This window comes from Pseudomonas sp. GW822-FHT04C11 (assembly GCF_058800905.1).
On record NZ_JBXAMS010000005.1, the window covers coordinates 172,348 to 195,965 of the forward strand.

Annotated in this window: 25 protein-coding genes and 1 tRNA gene; 4 read left to right on the forward strand and 22 right to left on the reverse strand. The window is 57.7% G+C overall.

Annotated features, from left to right (window positions below):
• The 18 genes from nadA to AC1RJ3_RS10605 form a co-directional block, all read right to left on the reverse strand.
• Positions 1-1,032: quinolinate synthase NadA (gene nadA / locus AC1RJ3_RS10520; protein WP_493078807.1), on the reverse strand; the 1,032-nt coding region annotated here is incomplete at its 3' end.
• 263 nt (positions 1,033-1,295) lie between these two features.
• Positions 1,296-1,371 (reverse strand) — tRNA-Lys (locus AC1RJ3_RS10525).
• A 63-nt stretch (positions 1,372-1,434) separates the two neighbouring features.
• Positions 1,435-2,127, reverse strand: a complete 693-nt coding sequence (gene queC / locus AC1RJ3_RS10530) for a 7-cyano-7-deazaguanine synthase QueC (protein WP_493078809.1) — start codon at positions 2,125-2,127, stop codon at positions 1,435-1,437.
• A gap of 1 nt (position 2,128) precedes the next feature.
• Positions 2,129-2,776: a 7-carboxy-7-deazaguanine synthase QueE gene (queE, locus tag AC1RJ3_RS10535; protein WP_054593708.1), complete on the reverse strand. Its 648-nt coding sequence runs from the start codon at positions 2,774-2,776 to the stop codon at positions 2,129-2,131.
• A 169-nt stretch (positions 2,777-2,945) separates the two neighbouring features.
• Positions 2,946-3,779: a tol-pal system protein YbgF gene (gene ybgF / locus AC1RJ3_RS10540; RefSeq protein ID WP_493078811.1), complete on the reverse strand. Its 834-nt coding sequence runs from the start codon at positions 3,777-3,779 to the stop codon at positions 2,946-2,948.
• A gap of 6 nt (positions 3,780-3,785) precedes the next feature.
• Complete coding sequence (pal, locus tag AC1RJ3_RS10545; RefSeq protein ID WP_054593710.1) at positions 3,786-4,283, reverse strand: peptidoglycan-associated lipoprotein Pal; 498 nt, start codon at positions 4,281-4,283, stop codon at positions 3,786-3,788.
• Between the two features lie 52 nt (positions 4,284-4,335).
• A complete protein-coding gene (tolB, locus tag AC1RJ3_RS10550) occupies positions 4,336-5,616 on the reverse strand; it encodes a Tol-Pal system beta propeller repeat protein TolB (protein ID WP_489110997.1) in 1,281 nt (426 codons plus the stop codon).
• Positions 5,617-5,633: 17 nt separating this feature from the next.
• Positions 5,634-6,713, reverse strand: coding sequence for a cell envelope integrity protein TolA (tolA, locus tag AC1RJ3_RS10555; RefSeq protein ID WP_489110895.1), 1,080 nt, complete (start codon positions 6,711-6,713; stop codon positions 5,634-5,636).
• Positions 6,713-7,165, reverse strand: coding sequence for a protein TolR (gene tolR / locus AC1RJ3_RS10560; RefSeq protein WP_162174768.1), 453 nt, complete (start codon positions 7,163-7,165; stop codon positions 6,713-6,715). The genes tolA and tolR overlap by 1 nt, the downstream gene beginning before the upstream one ends.
• Before the next feature lie 23 nt (positions 7,166-7,188).
• Entirely contained in the window at positions 7,189-7,884 is a 696-nt protein-coding gene (gene tolQ / locus AC1RJ3_RS10565) for a protein TolQ (RefSeq protein WP_019693256.1), read from the reverse strand.
• Positions 7,874-8,341 carry a tol-pal system-associated acyl-CoA thioesterase gene (gene ybgC / locus AC1RJ3_RS10570; RefSeq protein WP_347927834.1) on the reverse strand — a complete coding sequence of 156 codons (468 nt, stop codon included), beginning with the start codon at positions 8,339-8,341 and terminating at the stop codon, positions 7,874-7,876. Before ybgC ends, tolQ begins: the two co-directional genes overlap by 11 nt.
• Before the next feature lie 139 nt (positions 8,342-8,480).
• The gene (gene ruvB / locus AC1RJ3_RS10575) at positions 8,481-9,542 is read right to left on the reverse strand and encodes a Holliday junction branch migration DNA helicase RuvB (protein ID WP_054593713.1); all 1,062 of its coding nucleotides are present in this window, start codon (positions 9,540-9,542) and stop codon (positions 8,481-8,483) included.
• Positions 9,543-10,151: a Holliday junction branch migration protein RuvA gene (gene ruvA / locus AC1RJ3_RS10580; protein WP_054593714.1), complete on the reverse strand. Its 609-nt coding sequence runs from the start codon at positions 10,149-10,151 to the stop codon at positions 9,543-9,545.
• 118 nt (positions 10,152-10,269) lie between these two features.
• On the reverse strand, positions 10,270-10,794 hold the full coding sequence (gene ruvC, locus AC1RJ3_RS10585; RefSeq protein WP_019693260.1) for a crossover junction endodeoxyribonuclease RuvC: 525 nt from the start codon (positions 10,792-10,794) through the stop codon (positions 10,270-10,272).
• 203 nt (positions 10,795-10,997) lie between these two features.
• Positions 10,998-11,744, reverse strand: coding sequence for a YebC/PmpR family DNA-binding transcriptional regulator (locus AC1RJ3_RS10590; protein WP_054593715.1), 747 nt, complete (start codon positions 11,742-11,744; stop codon positions 10,998-11,000).
• Positions 11,745-11,873: 129 nt separating this feature from the next.
• Positions 11,874-13,649: an aspartate--tRNA ligase gene (gene aspS / locus AC1RJ3_RS10595; protein ID WP_054593716.1), complete on the reverse strand. Its 1,776-nt coding sequence runs from the start codon at positions 13,647-13,649 to the stop codon at positions 11,874-11,876.
• A gap of 108 nt (positions 13,650-13,757) precedes the next feature.
• The gene (locus AC1RJ3_RS10600; protein ID WP_010457489.1) at positions 13,758-13,979 is read right to left on the reverse strand and encodes an FmdB family zinc ribbon protein; all 222 of its coding nucleotides are present in this window, start codon (positions 13,977-13,979) and stop codon (positions 13,758-13,760) included.
• Positions 13,980-14,146: 167 nt separating this feature from the next.
• The gene (locus tag AC1RJ3_RS10605; RefSeq protein WP_173859946.1) at positions 14,147-14,494 is read right to left on the reverse strand and encodes a ribbon-helix-helix domain-containing protein; all 348 of its coding nucleotides are present in this window, start codon (positions 14,492-14,494) and stop codon (positions 14,147-14,149) included.
• Positions 14,495-15,148: 654 nt separating this feature from the next.
• On the opposite strand from AC1RJ3_RS10605, the gene AC1RJ3_RS10610 reads away from it, so the two are divergent.
• Complete coding sequence (locus AC1RJ3_RS10610) at positions 15,149-15,751, forward strand: cold-shock protein (protein ID WP_054593717.1); 603 nt, start codon at positions 15,149-15,151, stop codon at positions 15,749-15,751.
• A 95-nt stretch (positions 15,752-15,846) separates the two neighbouring features.
• On the opposite strand, the gene AC1RJ3_RS10615 is transcribed toward AC1RJ3_RS10610, so the two are convergent.
• Positions 15,847-16,053 carry a SlyX family protein gene (locus AC1RJ3_RS10615; protein WP_019693266.1) on the reverse strand — a complete coding sequence of 69 codons (207 nt, stop codon included), beginning with the start codon at positions 16,051-16,053 and terminating at the stop codon, positions 15,847-15,849.
• 3 nt (positions 16,054-16,056) lie between these two features.
• Positions 16,057-16,482 carry an HIT family protein gene (locus AC1RJ3_RS10620; RefSeq protein WP_054598166.1) on the reverse strand — a complete coding sequence of 142 codons (426 nt, stop codon included), beginning with the start codon at positions 16,480-16,482 and terminating at the stop codon, positions 16,057-16,059.
• Positions 16,483-17,406: 924 nt separating this feature from the next.
• Here AC1RJ3_RS10620 and AC1RJ3_RS10625 point away from each other — a divergent pair.
• Positions 17,407-18,765 (forward strand): OprD family porin, encoded by a 1,359-nt coding sequence (locus AC1RJ3_RS10625; RefSeq protein WP_493078818.1) that lies wholly within the window; start codon positions 17,407-17,409, stop codon positions 18,763-18,765.
• Between the two features lie 245 nt (positions 18,766-19,010).
• On the opposite strand, the gene AC1RJ3_RS10630 is transcribed toward AC1RJ3_RS10625, so the two are convergent.
• Both AC1RJ3_RS10630 and AC1RJ3_RS10635 read right to left on the reverse strand, forming a co-directional pair.
• Positions 19,011-19,847 carry a mechanosensitive ion channel family protein gene (locus tag AC1RJ3_RS10630; RefSeq protein WP_054593719.1) on the reverse strand — a complete coding sequence of 279 codons (837 nt, stop codon included), beginning with the start codon at positions 19,845-19,847 and terminating at the stop codon, positions 19,011-19,013.
• A 139-nt stretch (positions 19,848-19,986) separates the two neighbouring features.
• Positions 19,987-20,472, reverse strand: a complete 486-nt coding sequence (locus AC1RJ3_RS10635; RefSeq protein WP_019693270.1) for a YajQ family cyclic di-GMP-binding protein — start codon at positions 20,470-20,472, stop codon at positions 19,987-19,989.
• 143 nt (positions 20,473-20,615) lie between these two features.
• On the opposite strand from AC1RJ3_RS10635, the gene AC1RJ3_RS10640 reads away from it, so the two are divergent.
• Positions 20,616-21,533, forward strand: a complete 918-nt coding sequence (locus tag AC1RJ3_RS10640) for a putative 2-dehydropantoate 2-reductase (RefSeq protein WP_493078820.1) — start codon at positions 20,616-20,618, stop codon at positions 21,531-21,533.
• Between the two features lie 45 nt (positions 21,534-21,578).
• Complete coding sequence (locus AC1RJ3_RS10645) at positions 21,579-23,618, forward strand: sensor histidine kinase (RefSeq protein WP_493078822.1); 2,040 nt, start codon at positions 21,579-21,581, stop codon at positions 23,616-23,618.

The following is a 23,618-nucleotide window of genomic DNA, read 5'->3' on the forward strand; positions in this document are numbered from 1 at the left end:
CGCTGCCGCGGTGAAGTCGAGCATGCGCTTGAGCGGGCGAATCGCCTGAGGGATCAGCGCCGGCTCGACGAAGATCTCTCCTGAGCCCTCACGCAGGCACTGAAGCGTGCGCTCAAGGGTGTTCATCGCCATCCACGGGCAATGTGCGCAACTGCGGCAGGCCGCGCCGTTGCCGGCGGTAGGCGCCTCGATGAAGACCTTGTCCGGGCACAGCTGCTGCATCTTGTAGAAGATGCCACGGTCGGTCGCAACGATCAGGGTCTTGTTCGGCAGGTTTTGCGCAGCGGCGATCAGCTGGCTGGTGGAGCCTACCGCGTCGGCCAATTCGATCACCGCTGTCGGCGACTCCGGGTGCACCAGAATCGCGGCGTCCGGATACAGGGCCTTCATGTCTTCCAGCTGCTTGGCCTTGAACTCTTCGTGAACGATGCAGGCACCGTCCCAGAGCAGCATGTCGGCGCCGGTCTTGCGCTGAATGTAGGTGCCCAGGTGTTTGTCCGGGCCCCAGATGATCGTTTCGCCGTTATCCATCAGGCTCTCGACAATCTCCAGCGCGCAGCTGGAGGTCACCACCCAGTCTGCCCGCGCCTTTACCGCTGCCGAGGTGTTGGCATATACCACCACCGTACGCTCCGGGTGCTGATCGCAAAACGCCGAGAACTCGTCGACCGGGCAACCCAGGTCCAGCGAGCAGGTCGCCTCCAGGGTCGGCATCAGTACGCGTTTTTCAGGGTTGAGGATTTTTGCGGTCTCGCCCATGAACTTCACACCGGCAACCACCACGGTCTTGGCCGGGTGAGCGTTGCCGAAGCGGGCCATTTCCAGAGAGTCGGAAACGCAGCCACCGGTTTCTTCGGCCAGGGCCTGAATGATCGGATCGCAATAGAAGTGGGCAACCAGCACCGCGTCCTGAGCCTTGAGCTCGGCGGCGATGGCGGCGCGGTAATGGGCTTGCTCTTCGGCGCTCAGCGGTTTGGGCTGTTTGGCGTCGAGGTGGGCTTGTACCAGAAGGCGTTCTGAAATTTGCGTCATGATCGCAAGACCTACAGGCGCTTTCGCGCGAAAGTCGAGTATACACCCGGCTCCGGACCACAGAAGGTACCGCCGGGAGAGTGAGTATTCATCAGGCATGGACAGCATTGAAGCTGCGCAAGGCTACAGAATATCCCCGAGATGCAAAAGATCATTCTGACCTGCGTCACGCGGTGCAACACCCGGATTGAGCCAGGCTCAAATCGCGGGCAAAAAAAAACCCGGAAATCCTCACTTACGTGGGCCTTCCAGATTTTTTAAAATGGTGGGTCGTGTGGGATTCGAACCTACGACCAATTGGTTAAAAGCCAACTGCTCTACCAACTGAGCTAACGACCCGCTGTGTGGTGGCGCGTATAATACTGATTTTTAAGGACTATTCAACACCTAATTTGAAATAAATCAAAAATAAACGGTTGGGTCGCTGATTCCGGCCGCCAGGAAGCCTTCCGCACGCAGACGGCAGCTGTCGCATTTGCCGCATGCACGGCCGTTATCGTCCGCCTGATAGCAGGAAACCGTCAGCCCATAGTCGACGCCAAGCTTCACGCCCGCCTGGACAATTTGCGCCTTGCTGAGGTTTTGCAGCGGTGCCTGGATACGGAAACCGTTCCCCTCTACCCCGGCCTTGGTCGCCAGATTGGCCATGCGCTCGAAGGCTTCGATGAACTCGGGACGGCAATCCGGGTAACCGGAATAATCCACCGCATTCACGCCGATGAAAATGTCGCGCGCGCCGAGCACTTCGGCCCAGCCCAATGCCAGAGACAGGAACACGGTATTGCGGGCCGGCACGTAAGTGATCGGGATACCTTCGCTCGGCGCCTCAGGCACATCGATGGAGCTGTCGGTCAATGCCGAGCCACCAATGCCGTTCAGGTTCAGGCCAATCACTTTATGTTCGATGACGCCCAGATCACGCGCTACACGCTCAGCAGCGTGCAACTCGGCGCGGTGGCGCTGACCATAGTCGAAACTCATGGTGTAGCAGCTGTAGCCGTCAGCACGGGCCATCGCCACGACCGTTGCCGAGTCCAGACCGCCAGACAGCAGGATGACCGCACGTTTTTCAGTAGTGTTCAGTTGCTCAGTCATTTCAGCGCCCCGGCTCGTCGTTCCAAAGATATTTATGCAGCTGCAATTGCAGGCGCACCGGCAGGTTGTCCGCGACAATCCAGTCAGCCAGCTCGCGCGCGCTCAAGTCATGGTGACTTGGCGAGAACAGGACTTCGCCAGCACGCTGGTCGAGACCGTACTGAATCAGCTTGGAGACCGCCCAGTCGTAGTCTTCGCGAGAGCAGATCACGAACTTGACCTGATCGTTGGCCGTCAGCAGGGCGATGTTCTCGTAGAGATTGCGGTGCGCTTCTTTCGATCCGGGTGTTTTCAGGTCAAGCACCCGGCTGACTCGTGGATCGACAGCTGAAATATCCAGGGCGCCACTGGTTTCCAGCGACACCTGGTAACCGGCGTCACACAGCTGCTTGAGCAAAGGAATGGCGTTAGGTTGTGCCAACGGCTCACCGCCGGTGACACAGACGTAGCGCGGACGAAAGCCGGCCACTTGCTCGAGGATATCCTCGAGCGGGCGAACGGTGCCGCCAGTGAAGGCATAGGCGCTGTCGCAGTATTGGCAACGCAATGGACAACCGGTCAGGCGCACAAATACAGTGGGCAGCCCGGCAGTCCGCGTTTCACCCTGCAACGAGTAAAAAACTTCGGTAATTCTCAATGTGTCTTGCATAGTCGCCACGGGCGTAACAGCTAAACAGGCTGTCCGCCTCCGTCAGGCACTTAAAGGAACCCCGCCAACGCGCAGATCCCCAAAAGCGGTGTTTCATAAAAAAGGGGGGTGAATTCTAACGAAAAAACCCGCGGCAAGCGCGGGTTTCTTGTAAACGGGTCAAACAGCCTTACATGCGCTGCAGATCGCGTTGGGCCAGCTGAGCGGCGGAAGTACCCGGGTATTGGGAAACCACCTGCTGCAGAATGCCTTTGACCTTGTCGGTATGACCCAGGCGGCGCTCTACATCAGCGAGCTTGTACAGCGAGTCAGGCACTTTGGCGTGCTTGGGGTACAGCTGCGAAACCTTGGCAAAAGCCTGACCCGCACCTTGCAGGTCGCCCTTGGCCAGGTTCACTTCGCCCAACCAGTATTGGGCATTGCCCGCGTACTGACTGTTCGGGTATTTGCGCAGGAATGCCGCAAACGCCTGGCTGGCCTTGTCGAAATCCTTGGCTTTGATCAGGTCGAAGGCCGCATCGTAATAGAGCTTTTCCTTCGCCGGATCACCCGGTTCGCTGCTGGCCGCAGGGGCTTGAGTGGCAGCACTCGCACCTGCAGCTGCACCGGTGGCATTATTCATATCGCCACCGACTGGAGAATTTTGAGGAGCCGCAGCGGGTGCACCGCCGGTTCCAATACGCCGATCAAGATCCTGGTATCGCTCCAGGCTTTCCTGCTTCATGCGCGCTACATCATTTTGCAGAACTTCGATCGCACCTTGTTGGCGCGCGATTTGTTCCTGCATTTGTTGCAGTTGGTTGAACAGCACGCCCTGTGCCGAGGCAGGGGCCGTAACCCCTCCCCCGGCATAGGCGCCGTTCGTACCGTAACCCGCAGGCGGATAACTGCTCCCGCTATTGTTATAACCGGAGTTGTCATCGACCACAGGAACCGCAGCCCACACCGCAAGCGGTGCGAGACTGAGAGCCAGAACAGTTACAGCACGACGGCACGTTCGCATGACGAATTACTTACGCAGTTCGACGCGACGGTTTTGAGCCCAGGACTGCTCGTCGTGGCCAGTAGCAACTGGACGCTCTTTACCGTAGGAAACCAGTTCCAGCTGAGCTGGGGAAACACCTTGCAGTACCAGGTAGCGTTGAACGGCTTTCGCACGACGCTCGCCCAGTGCCATGTTGTACTCACGAGTACCACGTTCGTCGGTGTTGCCTTCCAGAACAACGCGAGCGCCGTTTCCTTTCAGGTCTTTGGCGTGAACGTCCAGAGCGCGCATGGCTTCTGGCTTCAGGTCCGAACTGTCGTATTCGAAGTAGAAGGTGGTGATTGCGCGCAGAGCAGCTTCTTCGCTCAGGGAGCCGTCAACTGCACCAGTGTTAGCGCCGTAACCAGCGTTTGGATCTACAGCGCCTGCACCGGCGTTGTCGCCGCCTTTGGACGAGCAACCTACAGCTACAGCCATGGCCAGGGCCAGCGCAGCAAACTTACCAAACTTCAGCATTTCCATCGTGAAACTCCTAATGAACCCCAATGTGTTAAGTAAAACGTGTAGCGCCGCGTCAGTTCAGGTAAGGGGACCAGGAAGGTTCTCTGACTTCGCCTTGAGCGGTAGGAAGCGGGAGCCTTACGCGTCCATTGATGGACACGAGCATCAAGACTCCCCGGCCCTGCTGGGCGGTGGCGTAGATTACCATGGTGCCGTTGGGCGCAACAGTGGCTGACTCATCTAGGTTGGTGTCTGTCAGGATCTTTACACTACCGCGCTGCAAATCCTGAGCCGCCACCCGGAAATTGGTGAAGCCATCCTGACGGTGAATCATGACAAGCGTCTTTTCGTCAGCCGACAGTTTCGGGTTGGCGTTGTAGTTACCGATAAAGGTCACACGCTCCGCACCACCACCATTGACGTTGGTCTTGTAGATCTGCGGCTTGCCGCCACGGTCGGAGGTGAAGTAGATGGTCGAACCATCCTTGCCCCAGAACGGTTCGGTGTTGATGCCAGGACCAGCCGTCACGCGATTGATCTGACGCGACCCCAGGTTCATCACGTAGATGTCCGGGTTGCCGTCCTTGGACAGCACAAACGCCAGGCGAGTACCGTCCGGAGACCAGGCTGGCGCGCCGTTGAGGCCTTCGAAGTTGGTGATCTGCTCGCGGCGACCGGTGTCGATGTTCTGCATGAAGATGCGCGGACGCTTCTGCTCGAACGACACATAGGCGATGCGCTTGCCATCCGGAGCGAAACGCGGCGACAGGATCGGCTCACGCGATTGCAGCAGGGTCACGGCACGAGCACCGTCGTAGTCCGAACGCTGCAGGGTGTAGCGCGTGTTGTTCACCGAAAAGCGCTCGGCCGTTACATACAGCAGGCGTGTGGAGAACGCGCCCTTGATGCCGGTCAGCTTTTCGAACGACTGGTCGGAGATGTAGTGCGCCATGTCGCGCAGTTGATCGACACCACCCGACACGCTACCGGTCAGCACTTGCTGCTCGGTGGCGACGTTGAACAGTGCGTATTGCACCTGCAGGCGACCGCCCGCCGGAACGATGCTGCCGACCATGATGTACTGGGCGCCCAGGGCTTTCCAGTCACGGTAGATGACTTCGCTGGCCGAAGTTGGCTGGCTGATCATGTTCTGCTTCGCAATTGGCGAGTAGTAACCCGAGTTGCGCAGGTCGTTACCGATGATTTCCGCCATGTCGTCCGGCAGGACGCTACCGCCCTGCCAGCCAAATGGAACAACCGCAATCGGTGTTGCCCGGTCACTGCCGCTGGTGACCAGAATGTTCTTTTCATCTGCTGCCGCTATCCCTGCCATGCAGCAAATAACGACAAGCATTCCTCGAAGAAGGTTTCTCACAAGGCTAGATCCTCAGGTGTGAATGTCATCTTGAATGAACGATAGGGAGCGAAATCGCTCGACTTCATTCCCTGCATTTCTGTCAAACGTCCAATATTCTTGACCGCCGCTACAGCCGAAGCGTCAAACGGACCATCGCCACTGGACTTGGCCACGCTGACCGAAGTCACCGTACCATCGGGCAACATGCCGATTTGCAGCACAACCGTCATGCCTTTGCGTGCCGAAGGAGGACGAGCCCAACCTTCCGCTGCCCGAGCACGAATCAGATCATCGAAACTGCCCGCGGTTTCATCGCCCTGCTCATCGGCCAAGGCCTGCTGACGCTGCGGCGTATCGGAAAGCAAATCAGCCAGGGCCTGAGCCTTTTTCTCTTCGGCAGATTTACGTGCCGCTTCCTGCGATTTTTTCTTCGCAGCATCGGCAGCAGCTTTCTTCTTCGCTTCCTCGGCGACTTTCTTCTTCGCCTCGTTTGCTTCAGCTACCTTCTTGGCGTCTTCCGCGGCTTTCTTCTTCGCGTCTTCGACTATCTTTTTCTTCGCTTCTTCAGCGGCCTCTTTCTTGGCCTCTTCTTCAGCGGCTTTCTTGGCTTCTTCTTCAGCTTTCTTCTTGGCTATATCAGCCAATTGTTTCTGTTCGGCCTTTTTGGCTTCGGCGGTCTTCTTCGCTTCATCGGCTTTCTTGGCTTCATCAGCCTTTTTCGCCTCTTCCGCTTTCTTCGACTCGTCGGCCTTCTTGGCTTCCTCGGCTTTTTGAGCCGCCGCTTCTTTCTTTTGTTCCGCAGCCTTCACCGCTTCCTGCTCGACCTTCTTCTGTTCCATCTGTTCGACTTCGGTCTGGCGCGCAGCGGATTTCTGCGCTTCACCCGCAATCTTCTGATTGGTCTGGGTGGTCGCCCGACTTTTCGATTTCAGTTGGTACAGGGTCGCCTGGACGATCGGTTTGGCCGGCGGCAATTCCGGTGTCATGGAAAAACTGACGAACAGCATGCCAAACACCAGCACGTGCAGGCCGATCGCCCAGACACTAGGCCAGAAATAGCTTTCCGAGGCTGTCGGCTCTCGCTGTTGCTGCATCAGGGCGCCTCGGTAATCAAGCCAACATTACCGACCCCGGCTTTCTGCAACCCACCCATGGCGCCCATGACGGAGCCGTAATCGACGCTCTTGTCGCCACGAATGAAGACCTGGGTGTGCTTGCCGTTTTCATTACCGGCGCTGATGATCTTGGTCACGGCGCTGGTCATCTGCGGCAGGGTCATGGCCCTGTCCTGCTGCTTATCGGTGTCGACTTCGCTGCCAAGGTTCCAGTAATAGGTCTTGTCAGCCTTGATCGAAATGGTCAGGACCTGGGTGTTGTTGTCTTGCGGCAAGGCTTCGCTGGAAACCTTGGGCAGATCAACTTTCACGCCCTGATTGAGCATCGGTGCGGTCACCATGAAGATAACCAGCAGTACCAGCATCACGTCGATGTAAGGCACCACGTTCATCTCGGCAACCGGCTTGCGCTTTTTGCGAGCTCGAGCGATTAAAGCCATTGGGAATTACCTGCTTATTCTTCGCTGGTGTGCACTTTGCGGTGCAGGATCGCCTGGAACTCGTCGGCGAAGGTGTAGTAACGGCTAAGCAAGGTTTCGCTGCGGGCAGAGAAACGGTTGTAAGCGATAACGGCCGGGATCGCCGCGAACAGGCCGATGGCCGTTGCAACCAGTGCCTCGGCAATACCTGGAGCCACGGTGGCCAGGGTTGCTTGCTGGGCAGTTGCCAGTCCACGGAAGGAGTTCATGATGCCCCAGACTGTACCGAACAGGCCGATGTACGGGCTGACGGAACCGACGGTCGCAAGGAACGGCAGGCTCTGCTCGAGCTTTTCTTCTTCGCGGGAAATGGCCACGCGCATGGCGCGCGCCACACCTTCCATGACCGCTTCCGGATCAACGCCTGGCTGCTGACGCAGACGGGAGAACTCCTTGAAACCTGCACGGAAGATCTGCTCTACGCCGGAATCCGGGTCAGGGTTGCTGCCGGCCTGACGGTAGAGTTTGGACAGGTCGATGCCGGACCAGAAGCGCTCTTCAAAGCTCTCCAGGGCACGTCGACCGGCGCGCAGCAAATTGCTGCGCTGAAAGATCATGATCCACGAGGTCACCGATGCGGCTACCAGGATCAGCATTACCAACTGCACCACAACGCTGGCATTGCTGACCAGGCTCCACATGGAGGAATGGTCGACGACGTTAGCTTCCACGCTTTATCTCCTGCTCTGAGTGTGTACCCGCGCCGCTCACGTCGGCAAAGGCCGCACGTAGAGCTTCGGGAATGGCCCGGGGTTTCAAACTATGGGTGCGCACACAGGCCACCAAAAACTGCCCTTCGCAGAGCAGTGCATTATCCGCGGCTCGCCTGACCTGCTGTTTAAAGCGCAGGCTGACGCGGTTCAATTCGATTACTTCTGCACTTACCAGAAGCTCGTCGTCCAGTCGCGCCGGCGCGTGATAGCGCGCTTCGCTGGAATGCACGACGAACAACAGGTCCTCACCAGCAAGCTGCGATTGGGCAAAGCCCAGATCCCGTAGCCGCTCGGTTCGAGCCCGCTCCATAAACTTAAGGTAATTAACGTAATACACGATGCCGCCGGCATCGGTGTCCTCGTAATAAACGCGACAACGATGTGCGAACGACTCAAGCCCGTTTTGCGCGCGCATACTCTAGTGGTTACTCCTCAGGTTGCCAATCCGGCCAGGCAACTGTTTTTTCATTCTCGAACGACTTTCGTGCGAAAGATCGGCAATCGCAGTCCCCTAGGACCGCACAAAGCCGAAATAAATCGGCACGCAGAGGTCGTCATTCGTCTACTGCATCAAGAAACTCGTCTGGCACGGGCATTTCACCTAACCGCGACGGGATATTCAAACCGAAATGCAGGTACGCATGCCGGGTCACGACCCGTCCACGCGGGGTCCGCATGATATAGCCCTGCTGAATCAGATAGGGTTCCAGCACATCCTCGATGGTGTGCCGCTCTTCGCTGATCGCCGCCGCGAGACTGTCCACCCCGACCGGGCCGCCATCGAACTTCTCGATCATGGTCAGCAGCAGACGCCGGTCCTGGTGATCGAAGCCACGCTCATCGACGTCCAGCAGGTTCAGCGCCAGATCGGCAATCGGTTTAGTGATATGCCCCTTCGCCCGGACTTCGGCAAAATCGCGCACCCGGCGCAACAAGCGGTTGGCGATACGCGGCGTACCACGGGCCCGACGGGCGATTTCAAAGGCACCCTCCGGGTCCAGCGGCAAGCCGAGGATGTTCGCCGAACGGCTGACGATGGTCGCCAGATCCGCCGTGCTATAGAACTCCAGGCGCTGAACGATGCCGAAGCGGTCACGCAACGGGTTGGTCAGCATCCCGGCACGGGTGGTGGCGCCGACCAGGGTGAACGGTGGCAGGTCGAGCTTGATCGAACGCGCCGCCGGCCCTTCACCGATCATGATGTCGAGCTGGAAGTCTTCCATGGCCGGGTACAGCACTTCTTCGACAATCGGCGACAGTCGATGGATCTCGTCGATGAACAGCACATCATGCGGCTCGAGGTTGGTCAGCAACGCCGCCAGATCCCCCGGACGCTCGAGGACCGGCCCCGAGGTGCTTTTGATCGACACGCCCATTTCCTGGGCAATGATGTTGGCCAAGGTGGTTTTACCCAGCCCCGGTGGACCGAAGATCAGCGTGTGATCGAGGGATTCGTTGCGCCCGCGGGCAGCCTGGATAAACAACTCCATCTGCTCGCGAACGGTCGGCTGGCCGATGTATTCGGCCAGGCTGACGGGACGAATCGCGCGGTCCTGGACTTCTTCGCGGTCACGGGGGCCACCCGTGGCGGCGATCAGACGATCAGCTTCAATCACTTAAATCATTCCCTTCAGGGCGCGACGAATCAGGTCTTCACTGCTCAAGCCTTTCTCCTTGATGGCAGAAATCGCCTTGCTGGCCTCCTGCGGCTTGTAGCCCAGGGAAATCAACGCACTCACCGCGTCATTTTCGGCGGTGGCCACGGGTATTGGCGCATCCGGCTGATTCGGCACCAGGGCGAACATGCTTGGCACGGTCTCCCAGGCCTTGAAACGATCCTTGAGCTCCACCAGCAAACGCTCGGCGGTCTTCTTGCCGACGCCCGGCACCTTGGTCAACGCCGATGTGTCCTGCGCCTGCACGCAGCGCACCAGCTCATCGACTTCAAGGCTCGACATCAAGGCCAGCGCCAACTTGGGGCCCACACCATTGAGGCGGATCAATTCACGGAAAAAATCGCGCTCACGCTTGCCAATGAAGCCGTAGAGCAGCTGGGCGTCTTCACGCACAACCAAATGGGTGTGCAAGGTGATCGGTTCTCCGACCGACGGCAGTCGATAAAGCGTGGTCATCGGCACTTCCAGCTCATAGCCCAGACCATTTACATCCAGTATCAGGTGCGGCGGCTGCTTCTCAGCCAAGGTGCCGCGCAAACGTCCAATCACGTTTCAAATCCTTAAGCGTTGGCCAGATCTGGCTGACGAGTACCAAAGTGAGCGTGGCGGCCGGCAAAACAGGCGCAAAACGCTCAACGGATAAAATGAGTGGGCTGATGCTATCAGATCAGAGGCGAAGGCGACCGCCACGACTGCGAGCCGTCCCCAGACCATGGGGTAACAGGCTGGAACGGGTGTGAGCATGACAAATGGCGATTGCCAGGGCATCCGAGGCATCGATTTGCGGTTTGCTGGTCAGTTTCAGCATGTGCATGACCATCATCTGCACCTGCTCTTTATTCGCCGCGCCCGTCCCGGTCACCGCCTGCTTGACCTGGGTTGCGGTGTATTCGGCAATTTCCAGGTTTTCTTCGGCGCCGGCAACGATGGCCGCGCCACGAGCCTGGCCCAGCTTCAGGGCCGAGTCGGCGTTACGGGCCATAAAGACCTTTTCGATCCCCATGGTGACCGGGCCGTAGGTCTGGATGACTTCACGCACACCGCGATAAACAATTTGCAGCCGTTCATGCAACTCGCCGCTGCCGGTACGAATGCAACCCGAGGCGACATACACGCAGCCACGGCCGGTATCGCGTACCACGCCGTAACCGGTAATGCGCGAACCGGGGTCGATACCAAGAATTAAAGTCATAACGCCTGCGGGTTTAGAGAGTTAGGCCAGCACAGAGCAGGCTGTGCCGAGTGCACATTTTGCGGCCCTGCCGAAAACCCTGTGGGAGCCGGGCTTGCCCGCGATAGCGGTAGAACATTCAACATCAATGTCGAGCCTGCCGACGTCATCGCGGGCATCGGAACGCCGCCCGGCCCGCTCCCACACCAGATCTGCGTCGCCCATCAGCCCAGCTGCGCGGCCACCGACTCTGGAATATCCGCATTGGAATAAACGTTCTGCACGTCATCCAGGTCTTCGAGCATGTCGATCAGCTTGAGGATCTTCTCGGCGCCTTCCAGGTCCAGTTCGGCACTGGTGGTCGGCAGCATGACGATTTCCGCGTCATGACCTTTGAAGCCAGCAGCTTCCAGAGCATTACGAACCGAGTAGAAGCCGGCGAACGAAGTGAACACGTCAATCGAGCCGTCTTCGTGGGTGACCACGTCATCGGCGTCAGCTTCCATGGCCGCTTCCATCAGCGCGTCTTCGTCGACGCCCGGCGCGAAGGAAATCTGCCCCTTGCGCTCGAACAGGTAGGCCACCGAGCCGTCGGTCCCCAGGTTGCCGCCACACTTGCTGAAAGCGTGACGAACAGCCGCTGCGGTGCGGTTGCGGTTGTCAGTCATGCACTCGACCATCACCGCTACGCCGCCCGGACCGTAACCTTCGTAGCTCAGCTCGACCATGTCGTCGGTGTCGGCAGCGCCAGCACCACGAGCCACCGCGCGATCGATGATGTCACGGCTCATGTTCGCGCCAAGGGCTTTATCCAGCGCCAGACGCAAACGCGGGTTGGAGCCCGGATCACCGCCACCCTGACGGGCCGCGACAGTCAGTTCACGAATCCACTTGGTGAAAATCTTGCCCTTCTTGGCATCCTGACGTTCTTTGCGGTGCTTGATGTTCGCCCACTTGGAATGACCCGCCATAACTCGCTCCGAATTCTCTTTAAAACAATTCTCTATAAAACAATGCCCGCACGCCCATAAAGGCGAGCGGGCAACACAATCTGGATCTGACACCCTGGCGCATCGCTTGATGTGCCAGGGTGCTAGGTCTTACTCAGCCTTAGGCTGTTCGCGCAGGCGAATGTGCAGCTCGCGCAGCGCCTTGGCGTCGACCAGGCCAGGAGCCTGAGTCATGACGCAGGCAGCGCTCTGGGTTTTCGGGAAGGCAATCACTTCACGGATCGACTGGGCGCCGGTCATCAGCATCACCAGACGGTCGAGACCGAAAGCCAGACCACCGTGCGGCGGCGCGCCGTATTTCAGGGCGTCGAGCAGGAAGCCGAATTTCTCTTCCTGTTCCGCTTCGCTGATACCCAGCAGACGGAAGACCGACTGCTGCATTTCCTTGCGGTGGATACGGATCGAACCGCCACCCAGCTCGGTGCCGTTCAATACCATGTCGTAGGCACGGGACAGAGCGGTCGCCGGGTTGGCTTCGAGCTCTTCTGGCGTGCACTTCGGTGCGGTGAACGGGTGGTGCAAGGCGGTGAAGCTGCCGTCGTCGTTCTCTTCGAACATCGGGAAGTCGACAACCCACATCGGTGCCCACTCGCAGGTCAGCAGGTTCAGGTCGTGACCGACCTTGATCCGCAGTGCGCCCAGCGCTTCGCTGACAATCTTGGCCTTGTCGGCACCGAAGAACACGATGTCGCCATCAACCGCGCCAACGCGATCGAGGATCACATTGAGGTTGGCTTCAGGGATATTTTTGACAATAGGCGATTGCAGCCCTTCAACGCCCTTCGCGCGCTCGTTGACCTTGATGTACGCCAGGCCCTTGGCACCGTAGATGCCGACGAACTTGGTGTAGTCGTCGATCTTGCTGCGCGGCATGCTCGCCCCGCCTGGAACGCGCAGAGCGGCGATACGGCTTTTCGGGTCGTTGGCCGGGCCACTGAAGACCTTGAAATCGACTTCCTTGAGCTGGTCGGCAACGTCAACCAGTTCCAGCGGGTTACGCAGGTCCGGCTTGTCGGAACCGTAACGACGCATGGCCTCGTCCCAGGTCATGTGCGGGAATTCACCGAATTCCAGACCCAGCACTTCCTTGAACAGGTTGCGGATCATGCCTTCGGTCAGACCCATGATCTCGGCTTCGTTGAGGAAGCTGGTCTCGATGTCGATCTGGGTGAATTCCGGCTGACGGTCGGCACGCAGGTCTTCGTCGCGGAAGCATTTGGCGATCTGGTAGTAACGATCGAAACCGGCAACCATCAGCAGTTGCTTGAACAGCTGCGGCGATTGCGGCAAGGCGAAGAAGCTGCCAGCGTGAGTACGGCTCGGCACCAGATAGTCACGCGCACCTTCCGGGGTGGCACGAGTCAGGATCGGCGTCTCGACGTCGAGGAAGCCATTCTCGTCCAGGTAGCGACGGATGCTGGTGGTCATGCGCGAACGCAGACGCAGCTTCTCGAGCATTTCCGGACGACGCAGGTCGATAAAGCGATAACGCAGGCGGGTTTCTTCGCCAACGTCGGAGAATTCGTTGAGCGGGAACGGCGGGGTTTCCGCTTCGTTCAATACTTCCAGCTCGTAGCCCAGCACTTCGATCATGCCCGAAGCCATGTTGGCATTACCGGCACCGGCTGGACGCAGGCGCACCTTACCGGTGATCTTGACCACGTATTCGCTGCGCACACGGTCGGCGGCGGCGAAGGTTTCAGCGCGATCCGGATCGAACACCACCTGGGCCAGACCTTCACGATCACGGATATCGAGGAAGATCACCCCGCCGTGGTCACGACGACGGTGGACCCATCCGCAAAGGGTAACTTCCTGACCTTCCAGGCTTTCGTTCAGTTGGCCGCAATAATGGCTGCGCATCATGGTAGTGGTTTCACTTCTCGTAATTCGAAATTCGTTTGGAGGCCTTGCCGCACCACCGCACTTCAATAAGGTGCCTGATGATGCAAGAGCTCACGCGTGTCGTTCAACTTAGTCAGCTTTGTCGCCGCCGGCCAGATTCTTCTTCGAACCGGTTTTGAAATCGGTCTCGTACCAGCCGGTGCCGCTGAGGCGGAAGCCTGGCATGGACAGCATCTTTTTCAATTCGGGTGCCTGGCAGGCAGGGCAGTCGACCAACGGTGCTGCGCTGATCTTCTGAATGGCTTCCAACTGATGACCACAGGAAGCACATTGATAGTCGTACATCGGCATGGGGTTGTCTCGGCAATCAGATTATCACCGCGCAAACGTCGGGTTTCGCGGCAAAGGGCGGGATTATATCCATTAAATCGAGCCTGTGCAGCCGTAACGCTGCACAGGCACATGCTCATTCGGATGACGCCTGGTCACACGAGCCGTCCCCAACACCGAGCGGCACGTCATTCAACGCTACAGGCGTCCTCATTCAAACTGTGTACGACGCACACCACCCGTACCAGCCCGCTGAAATTTTTCACCCCGCCATGACGCAGGTGCACCTCTCTATCAACGTAGGAAAGCAAAGCGCTCACCGAGCAACAGTTGATTTTCGCCATCCTGGCCAAAATGTCCCAATAGACCTGCTCAAGGCGCAAACAGGTGGCAAATCCATTCAAACGCACTGATCGGGACAATGGACGCGCCAACCCCATATCAAACTCCCGAACAAAAGGATCTCTCTTCCCCTCCTGCTTTCCATCTTGAAACCGAGCGACTTCGATTGTCCCTTGCCCTATTCCTCGACTCATACTGCTGACACTCCTTTGTCATACTTGCTTTCAACAAGAGCAACCCTCTGTTTCCTTATAGAAACGCAGGCGGATAGTTATATCCAGATGACTTTATGACCATCAACGTAGGACAAGCCAACAACCGTAGGGAGACCGTTAACACGGTCCTACATCTGCCTATAAAGCGGAATTTCAGCGCGGGAAAAGTCAGAACCACCGAGCGAATAAAGCCGAAAAAGGCTCGGACATCGCCCTATCAGAGAAGCATCTCAGACCACGGACAGGAGAAGCACTGACGGCGCCGGGCACCCTCTGACACTCGCGCACCTCTTTCCCCTCTATAGAAGAAAACACCCTGAATCCGCGAACTCAAAGCGTTTTCTCTGCCCGCAGCAGGCCAAAAAACCGATCGAGCTCTCTAGAACAAGCCTTCAGGCAACACCTGCGACCAGCACGCACAAACCGCCATCCGCCTCCGCCGCCGTGCCCCCTGCACTTGATTTGAGAAGGCCTGGGCTTTGCTGTTAAATAGAGGCGTGTCGCTGCCTCTATTTTCCTGGGTGCAGCGCATAGGCTGATAGCGGGTACGTGCCCAGCGCCTCCCATTGTTCAGAAGCGAACCGTGCTCAATCAGCTCTTCCTTGTGATCCGTCTTAACGTGAGTCAATCAAAATGTTGAAAATCGTCCACCTGCTAACGGGCGCAGCGGCTTTGCTGCTGTCCTTCATCCCTAGCTTGCGAACCGAAGCCGCACCTTACCTGCAACAACCTGACGCGCTGTACCTGGCGTTCTTCGGCTTGCTCAACCTGACCCTCGCGCCGGTTATTCCTTACTGGAACAAAGGTCCACGTCACCAACTGCAAAATCTGGTCAGTGCCTTGCTGGTGCTTGCCGTCGTCGTGCAAACCCTGACCCTCCTCGCACCGATGCCGGTCATTGGTGGTCAGCCCGCAGTCCTGCTTAGCCTCATCGTCGCCCTGATCGCCGTACTTCTGCACCTGGCCATCAGCTTTTATAAATCCTCTCCTGCTGCCGCTACGCAAAATTACGACATGACCAATCGTGATACCGGCACCGTCAAATGGTTCAACACCTCCAAAGGCTTCGGTTTCATTTCTCGCGATTCCGGAGACGATATTTTTGTGCACTTCCGTGCAATCCGTGGTGAAGGTCACCGCGTCCTGGTCGAAGGCCAGCGCGTGGAGTTTTCTGTCATGAACCGTGACAAGGGCCTGCAAGCTGAAGACGTGATCGCCGCGTTGCCGCGTCGCTGATGTAAGTTCCGCTACGCCCACACTAAAAAACCGCGATGCAGCCTGGCTGCATCGCGGTTTTTTATCGACTGCCGATGTGTCGCCCCGGCCGGCACTCAGTAATGCGGTGGTGGAGCCTCTTCTTCGAAGGACTCGAACTGCCCGGCCGCTTCTTCCTGGCGCTTGAGCAACGCTTCCATTTGCAACTGCAAGCGCTCGACCACCCGCTGCTGTGTCACCAGCACATCATTCATCGCTTCAATCGTGTCATCCTGAAACGCCAGACGACTTTCCAGTTCGGTAATGCGCTCTTCCAGGCTCATGGTTCAGCCCTCCAGAAACGTGAAGTCATCGGTCAAGACCAAACGCAGCCGTTCGCGAATTACTGCCACTTCTTCGGCACTGTAAGGCTTGGCCGGGTGTTTGCCCCAAACCGGGGCTGGCCAGGCGGCATCATTGCGCTTACGCACAATGACATGCATGTGTAGCTGACTGACAACATTCCCCAGGGTCGCGATATTCAACTTGTCGGCGTCGAACGAATCCTTGAGCGTTTCGGCCAACTCGGTTGTTTCCCGCCACAACTGCTGCTGGTCGGCGACATCCAGTTGAAACAACTCGCTGATATCCTCACGACGCGGCACCAGGATAAACCAGGGGTAATTCGAATCATTGGACAGCAACAACCGACTTAGTGGGAAATCCCCAATCGGCAGGGTGTCTTGTTCAAGTCGTGGATCTAAGGCGAACACCGCGCGCACTCCCGCACTTTGCATGAGACTCAGTTTAGCGCCCAGCCCGAAGGCTAATCGCCCGTATATAACAGCAGCATACCCGCGAACGCCGCACGGATCACTGCGAAAAAACAGGGCACACAGCCCCGAGCCGGACGACCCGATACAAACGCTCAACGCACGAACGCCCCGGCACTGAACATTTTCATTCTCGACGCACCACCTCAGCACCAGACCTCGGCGCTTCGTCAAAAAATCAACGACCTATCAGTGGATGTAGATCTGCATTCGAGGTCTTCGCTGTACGAATTTCGTACAGTCTTGAAAATTTTTTGCACCAAATCTGCACACTGCGTCTACGCTGAAAACGTCGAGCATCCGCCGTCTACTCACCCGCGAGGGTGGAGCAGTAACATTTGTGTGCTAATACTCATGCTCTTTGATGGTGCAACACTAGAAGAACCGCGGCGTCAAGCTCAAACAGATCAGCCCTGAAAGCCCCGGTTTTATGCGGCTTTAGTCATTAAGGCAGGTTTTTTTGAAAAAACCGGCAACAAAAAGCCGATTTGTGCACGCTTGTTGCATTCATACACACATCGCCTGTAAGGCATCCGCTGGAAGTCGGAACCTAAAGGCTCATAACAATAGCGGCATGGCTGCCCAGGGAGCTTCAAGTGCAAGACAGGGATTTCTTTTTCTGATACTGAAGCCTTGGAAAACAACGCTGAAGTTGTCAGTCCGAAGGCAAAAAAATTGTGAAATTACGACCTCTACAGCGCATTTTGCGACAGGGCCGTAAAGAAGCTGAAAGGTTAGATACGCAAGTATCGCCAACATTGTCGGCGTGATATAAGTTTGCGCCGACACAAAAAGAAAGAGCCGCCCAGATAATAAATCAGGTGGGACGGCAGTACTCTTCTAAAACCAAAGGAGCAAATCACGATGCGCGTGATGAAGTGGAGCATGATCGCCCTGGCTGTTACTGCAGCTACCGGCGCCCAAGTCGCTATGGCCGACCCGTTTGTAACCGACCAGGCTGACGCAAAAGGTTTCGTTGAAGGCGCCTCCGCTGGCGTGGTACTGAAGAACTACTACTTCAACCGTAACAACAAAAATGGCGCTGAAGACCAGAAAGACTGGACTCAGGGCGTACTGGGCAAGTTCAACTCTGGCTATACCCAGGGTACGGTTGGTGTGGGCGTTGAAGCCTACGGCGATGCCGCCTTTAAACTGGACGGTACTGACGCGCAGTCGGGTACGGGCAACATGAGCCGCACCACCTTCCGCGACGCAAACGGCAAAGTTATTGGCCACGACGTCAACAGCGAAATGGGTAAAGCGGGTGCAGCACTGAAGGTTCGCATCTCCAAAACCGAGCTGAAAGTGGGTGACTTCACACCTTCCACCGCCCCGGTATTCGCTGTTGGCGGCTCCCGCATGTTCCAACAAACCGCTAGCGGTTTCCAACTGCAGAGCAGCGAGATTAAAAACCTCGATCTCGAGGCCGGTCACTTCACCGGTGGTAGCAGCCAGGACCAAACCCGTCACAATGGCGAGCTTTGGACCCAGTACGCTGGCACCAAGGTCGAAGCTGCTGATTACTTGGGTGGTAAATACGGCATCAATGACAACCTGAGCGTTTCGCTCTACGGTGCCAAGTTCCAGGACACCTGGACCCAGTACTACGGCAACGCGAACTACACCATTCCGTTGGCGACTGACCAGTCCCTGAACTTCGACTTCAACCTGTATCAGACAAACGATACCGGTGCAGCGAAAGCAGGCAAAATCGATAACACCACCTACTCGCTGGCAGCGGCCTACTCCTTCCTGAAGGCGCACACCGTTACTCTGGCCTTCCAGCAGGTTCACGGTGATACACCATTCGACTACATCGGTGTAGGCGATAACAACCGCGGTGGCGACTCGATCTTCCTGGCCAACTCGATTCAGTACTCTGACTTCAACGGCCCTGAAGAAAAATCCATCCAGGTACGTTATGACCTGAAAATGGCTGAGTACGGCGTACCAGGCCTGAGCTTCATGGCTCGTTATGCTCACGGTCAAGGCATCGACGGCACCAAGATGGCTGCTGACAGCCCTTACCGCCTCTACGGCTACGGCGAAGACGGTCGTCACAACGAGACCAACCTGGAAGCCAAATACGTTGTCCAGAGTGGTCCTCTCAAAGACCTGTCCTTCCGTGCTCGCCAAGCTTGGCACAGAGGCAACAACGACCAGGCCGAAGGCAATATCGACGAGTTCCGCCTGATCACCGAGTACCCAATCAACATCCTGTAATCGCTACGACTACAGTTGTTCGGTTGATATAAAAAAGGCCCATCAGTGATGGGCCTTTTTTTTATGACTGCTTGATGACAACATGAAATTAGCTACCAATAAATAGCCTGCTAATAATAAGCCCGCACTCTATTCCGCTTTCAGAACAACAAAACAGCAGACTGTAAAAACACTCAAGGGGCTTATCGCCCCTTGAGTTCGTTACCGATACTTGACCAACAGGCCAAGTAATAATCCGCTACTTGTTACGCCGTTTCCTGAACCATACGAATCATTCGTTGCGGGTACGGGATATCAATACCTGCCGCCTTCAGACGATCACGGGCGTGTTCATTGAACATGAACATCACATCCCAGTAGTCCGCCGTTTTCACCCAGACGCGCAGGGAAACCGTAATCGAGCTATCGCCCAGGGTCGACACTACCGCTACCGGCGCAGGATCAGCCAACACGCGCTCATCCTTGGCCAACTCCAACAGCACCTCACGCGCCTTCTGCAAATCGGCGTCGTAATTCACAGCGATGTCAAACACCACTTTACGGGTCTGTTGACGGTTGTGGTTGGTGATGATGCCGTTCGACAGATTACCGTTAGGCACGATGACGGTTTTGTTGTCACCGGTGCGCAGCAGGGTATGGAAGATCTGAATGCTGTCGACGGTGCCGGTAATGCCCTGTGCTTCGATCACATCACCGATACGGAACGGACGGAACAACAGAATCAACACGCCGCCAGCGAAGTTCGCCAGACTGCCTTGCAACGCCAGACCGATCGCCAGACCGGCAGCACCAATGGCGGCCACGAACGAGGTGGTCTCAACACCGATCATCGACGCGACGCTGACCATCAGCAGCACTTTGAGGATGATGTTCGCCAGGCTGCTCATAAACCCCTGCAACGCCAGATCGGCGTTGCGCAGGGCCAGCAGCTTGCCAACCTTGTGGGTCAGCTTGTTGATCAGCCACCAGCCAATGGCCAGGGTAATGGCCGCCAGCAGCACACGGCTGCCGTATTCCATGATCATCGGGATCCAGGCCTGGGAAGCCTTGACCAGGTTGTCCACTTCAGCATTTATGTCCATCTATCTCTCCTGATTCCCGGCTACCCGGCACGTAAAAACTGCACGGCAGAAAGACCGAGCCAAGGATGATGGCTCAATCGTTTCTGCCGTTACATGGGCCTCGGACGTCATTAACGCCCGGAGGTTCCCTGAAGACTGATCAGTCGCGGAAGTTGTTGAACTGCAGCGGCATGCCAAATTCCTTGGCGCGCAGTGCCGCAATGGCTTCCTGCAGGTCATCACGCTTCTTGCCGGTGATCCGTACCTGCTCGCCCTGGATGGCGGCCTGGACCTTGAGCTTGGCGTCTTTGACGTGAGCAACGATCTTCTTCGCCAGCTCCTTGTCGATGCCTTCCTTGAGCACAGCATCCTGCTTCATCAGCTTGCCGGAAGCATAGGCGTCTTTTACCTCAAGGCACTGCACATCGATCTTGCGCTTGACCAGTGCCAGCTTGAGGATCTCGATCATCGCTTCCAGCTGGAAGTCGGCCTCGGCAGTCAGATTGACAGTCAGGTCCTTTTCCTTGAACTCGAAGCTGCCCTTGCCTTTCAAATCATAACGACGGTCGAGTTCCTTGACGGCGTTCTCGACCGCGTTGGTGAGTTCGTGTTTGTCCAGTTCGGATACCACGTCGAACGACGGCATGTAATCTCTCCAATAAAAAAGGGCGCGCTCAATAGCGATGGAACACGCCTGGCTTGCGGTTAAAATCCGCGCTGATTATAACGGGTCTTTACCTTCCTACGCTGCGAGCCTCACATGCGCCTGCCAATCCGAGCAAAAAACTGATGTCGACCACCTGGCACGTCCTTGGCGCCGGCAGCCTGGGCACCCTGTGGGCCACGCGCCTGGCACGGGCTGGCCTGCCGGTGAAACTGATTCTGCGCGACACGGCGCGCTTGCAGGCCTATCAGGCCGCTGGCGGGCTGACCTTGGTCGAACAGGGCGAAGCGCGGCAGTATGCGATCCCCGGCGAAACTGTCGACAGCGCGGGCCCGATAGACCGCTTGCTGGTGGCCTGCAAAGCCTACGACGCCGAAAGTGCAGTCGCGCAACTGGCAGCGCGTCTTGCACCCAACGCCGAGCTGATTCTGTTGCAGAACGGCCTCGGCAGTCAGGACGCCGTCGCCGCACGTGTCCCGCAGGCGCGCTGCATCTTTGCCTCAAGCACCGAAGGCGCGTTTCGCGATGACGACTGGCGCGTGGTGTTTGCCGGTCATGGGTACACCTGGCTCGGCGATGCCAGCCACCCTACCCCGCCGATCTGGCTGGATGACCTGAGCGCCGCCGGCATCCCGCACGAATGGAGCACAGACATCCTGACCCGTCTGTGGCGCAAGCTGGCGCTCAATTGCGCAATCAACCCCCTGACCGTGCTGCATGACTGCCGCAACGGCGGTTTGCAACAGCATCATTGCGAGGTCGCCACTCTCTGTGCCGAGCTGAGCGAGCTGCTGGAGCGTTGCGGTCAACCTGCCGCCGCACATAACCTGCAGCAGGAAGTCGAGCGGGTGATTCAAGCGACTGCGGCCAACTACTCGTCGATGTACCAGGACGTTGCCAGTCAACGCCGAACCGAGATCAGCTATCTGCTGGGGCATGCCTGCACTGTTGCCTCGAGACACCAACTGGTGCTGCCGCACCTCAATCAATTGCAGCAGCGGCTGATTACGCACCTGCACGCACGCGGATTGCCCAGCGACTGAGCAACGGCTACGCTGCCTTCCTGTTCCTTTTTAGCGACGACCCCGATGCCATTGCGCCAGCGCCTTGAAAACCTGCCGGTCGGCCAGAAACTGCTGGCCGCCCTGTTGGTGCTGTTGACCACCGTGTTGCTGGTGGCCAACCTGACCTTTATCAGCGCCGCCTATTGGATCTCTCAGGAAAGCATGGCCCCGCAGGCCTTGCAGACCATCGGCCGGCTGGTGGCCAACCCGTCCATCGCCGACCAGGCGCTCAACTCTCCCGAAGAAGCCCAACGGCTGCTCAACGAACTCAACAGCTATTCACCGCTGCGAGCCGCAGCGCTGTATGACGGCAAAGGCCTGCGCCTGGCGCAGGTGCAGCACGGCGACAAACTCAAGCTGCCGGAGCACTATCGAAATATCGAAGCCTGGCAGGCCTCCGAGTTTCGCAGCAATCAGCTGATCACCCTGTTGCGCCCCGGCGAGGCGCCGGGTCATCTGCTGCTGGTGGCCAGCAGCGAATTGCCGATGGCGTTCTACACCGGCACCCTGACCGCCAGCCTCGGGATTCTGATTTTCAGCGTGCTGCTGTGGCTGGTGATTGCCCGGCAGATCAAACGCCTGATCACTCGGCCGATTCATGAACTCGAAGAATTGTCCCGACAGGTGACTCGCGAAGAAAACTACGCCTTGCGTGCGTCACGCGGCAACCACGACGAAATCGGCAGCCTTGCCGAAGCCTTCAACACCATGCTCTCGCGCATCGAAGCCCGCGAACAGCAACTCAAGCGCGCGCGGGACGACTCCCAGGCCGCCTACGACCAGGCCCAGGGCCTGGCCGAAGAAACCCGTCATACCAACCGTAAACTGGAACTGGAAGTCCAGGTGCGGAGCAAGATCGAGAAGAAACTCACCGGTTTCCAGAACTACCTCAACAGCATCATCGACTCGATGCCTTCGGCGCTGATTGCCCTTGATGAACAGCTCTACGTGACCCAATGGAACCAGGAAGCCAGCGCACTTTCCGGTACTCGCCTGGACGAAGCGCTGAACCAGCCGATCTTCCTCGCCTTTGAACCACTGAAACCGTTCCTGCCGCAGCTCAAGGAAACCGTCGAGCAGCACAGCGTGGTCAAGATCGAGCGCGTCACCTGGATCAAGGATGACGAACCCAAGCATTACGCACTGACATTTTATCCATTGATGGGCGGTGCCGGACGCGGCGTGGTAATCCGCATCGACGACATTACCCAGCGCCTGTCCCTCGAAGAAATGATGGTGCAGTCGGAGAAGATGCTCTCGGTCGGCGGCCTCGCCGCCGGCATGGCCCACGAAATCAACAACCCCCTGGGAGCGATCCTGCACAACGTGCAGAACATTCGCCGGCGCTTGTCGGCCGACCTGCCGAAGAACATCGAAACCGCCGAACAGATCGGCATCGAACTGGACAGCGTCAATCGCTACCTGCAAAACCGCGAAGTACCGCAACTGCTCGACGGCATTCAACAGGCCGGCGCCCGAGCCGCAAAGATCGTCACCCACATGCTCAGTTTCAGTCGTCGCAGCAACCGCCAAATGGCACCGTGCGACTTGCCGGCACTGATCGATCAAGCCGTGGAGATCGCCAGCAACGACTTCGACCTGGCCATCGGCTTCGACTTCAAGGGCCAAGCCATCATTCGTCAGTTCGACCCGCAACTGGGGCCAGTCCCCGGCACCGCCAACGAGCTCGAACAAGTGCTGCTCAACCTGCTGAAAAACGCTGCTCAGGCGATTCACCAGCGTGAAAACGCCACAGAGCCGGGACGCATTATTCTGCGCACCCGACTGAACCCGCCGTGGGCGGAAATCCAGGTCGAGGACAACGGCGTGGGCATGAGCGAGAACGTGCGCAAGCGCACCTTCGAACCGTTCTTCACCACCAAGGAAATCGGCCAGGGCACCGGCCTCGGACTGTCGGTGTCGTATTTCATCATCACCAACAACCACAAGGGTCAGATGGAAGTGCAATCGACCCTCGGCCAAGGCACGTGCTTCACCTTGCGCCTGCCATTGGCGGGCACTACTCCGCTCGCCTCTCACGAACTCAAACAACTGGAGCGCTAA

Excerpts from the sequence above, each read along its gene's own strand:
- AC1RJ3_RS10645 (WP_493078822.1), top strand. The coding sequence starts at position 21,579 with ATGCCATTGCGCCAGCGCCTTGAAAACCTGCCGGTCGGCCAGAAACTG.
- AC1RJ3_RS10605 (WP_173859946.1), bottom strand. The coding sequence starts at position 14,494 with ATGAGTCGAGGAATAGGGCAAGGGACAATCGAAGTCGCTCGGTTTCAA.
- queC (WP_493078809.1), bottom strand. The coding sequence starts at position 2,127 with ATGACTGAGCAACTGAACACTACTGAAAAACGTGCGGTCATCCTGCTG.
- AC1RJ3_RS10635 (WP_019693270.1), bottom strand. The coding sequence starts at position 20,472 with ATGCCGTCGTTCGACGTGGTATCCGAACTGGACAAACACGAACTCACC.
- AC1RJ3_RS10640 (WP_493078820.1), top strand. The coding sequence starts at position 20,616 with ATGTCGACCACCTGGCACGTCCTTGGCGCCGGCAGCCTGGGCACCCTG.
- pal (WP_054593710.1), bottom strand. The coding sequence starts at position 4,283 with ATGGAAATGCTGAAGTTTGGTAAGTTTGCTGCGCTGGCCCTGGCCATG.
- AC1RJ3_RS10625 (WP_493078818.1), top strand. The coding sequence starts at position 17,407 with ATGCGCGTGATGAAGTGGAGCATGATCGCCCTGGCTGTTACTGCAGCT.
- AC1RJ3_RS10615 (WP_019693266.1), bottom strand. The coding sequence starts at position 16,053 with ATGAGCCTGGAAGAGCGCATTACCGAACTGGAAAGTCGTCTGGCGTTT.
- tolA (WP_489110895.1), bottom strand. The coding sequence starts at position 6,713 with ATGCAGCAACAGCGAGAGCCGACAGCCTCGGAAAGCTATTTCTGGCCT.
- AC1RJ3_RS10610 (WP_054593717.1), top strand. The coding sequence starts at position 15,149 with ATGTTGAAAATCGTCCACCTGCTAACGGGCGCAGCGGCTTTGCTGCTG.
- ybgF (WP_493078811.1), bottom strand. The coding sequence starts at position 3,779 with ATGCGAACGTGCCGTCGTGCTGTAACTGTTCTGGCTCTCAGTCTCGCA.
- tolB (WP_489110997.1), bottom strand. The coding sequence starts at position 5,616 with ATGCTTGTCGTTATTTGCTGCATGGCAGGGATAGCGGCAGCAGATGAA.
- aspS (WP_054593716.1), bottom strand. The coding sequence starts at position 13,649 with ATGATGCGCAGCCATTATTGCGGCCAACTGAACGAAAGCCTGGAAGGT.
- AC1RJ3_RS10630 (WP_054593719.1), bottom strand. The coding sequence starts at position 19,847 with ATGGACATAAATGCTGAAGTGGACAACCTGGTCAAGGCTTCCCAGGCC.
- AC1RJ3_RS10600 (WP_010457489.1), bottom strand. The coding sequence starts at position 13,979 with ATGCCGATGTACGACTATCAATGTGCTTCCTGTGGTCATCAGTTGGAA.
- ruvC (WP_019693260.1), bottom strand. The coding sequence starts at position 10,794 with ATGACTTTAATTCTTGGTATCGACCCCGGTTCGCGCATTACCGGTTAC.
- AC1RJ3_RS10590 (WP_054593715.1), bottom strand. The coding sequence starts at position 11,744 with ATGGCGGGTCATTCCAAGTGGGCGAACATCAAGCACCGCAAAGAACGT.
- queE (WP_054593708.1), bottom strand. The coding sequence starts at position 2,776 with ATGCAAGACACATTGAGAATTACCGAAGTTTTTTACTCGTTGCAGGGT.
- ybgC (WP_347927834.1), bottom strand. The coding sequence starts at position 8,341 with ATGCGCGCGCAAAACGGGCTTGAGTCGTTCGCACATCGTTGTCGCGTT.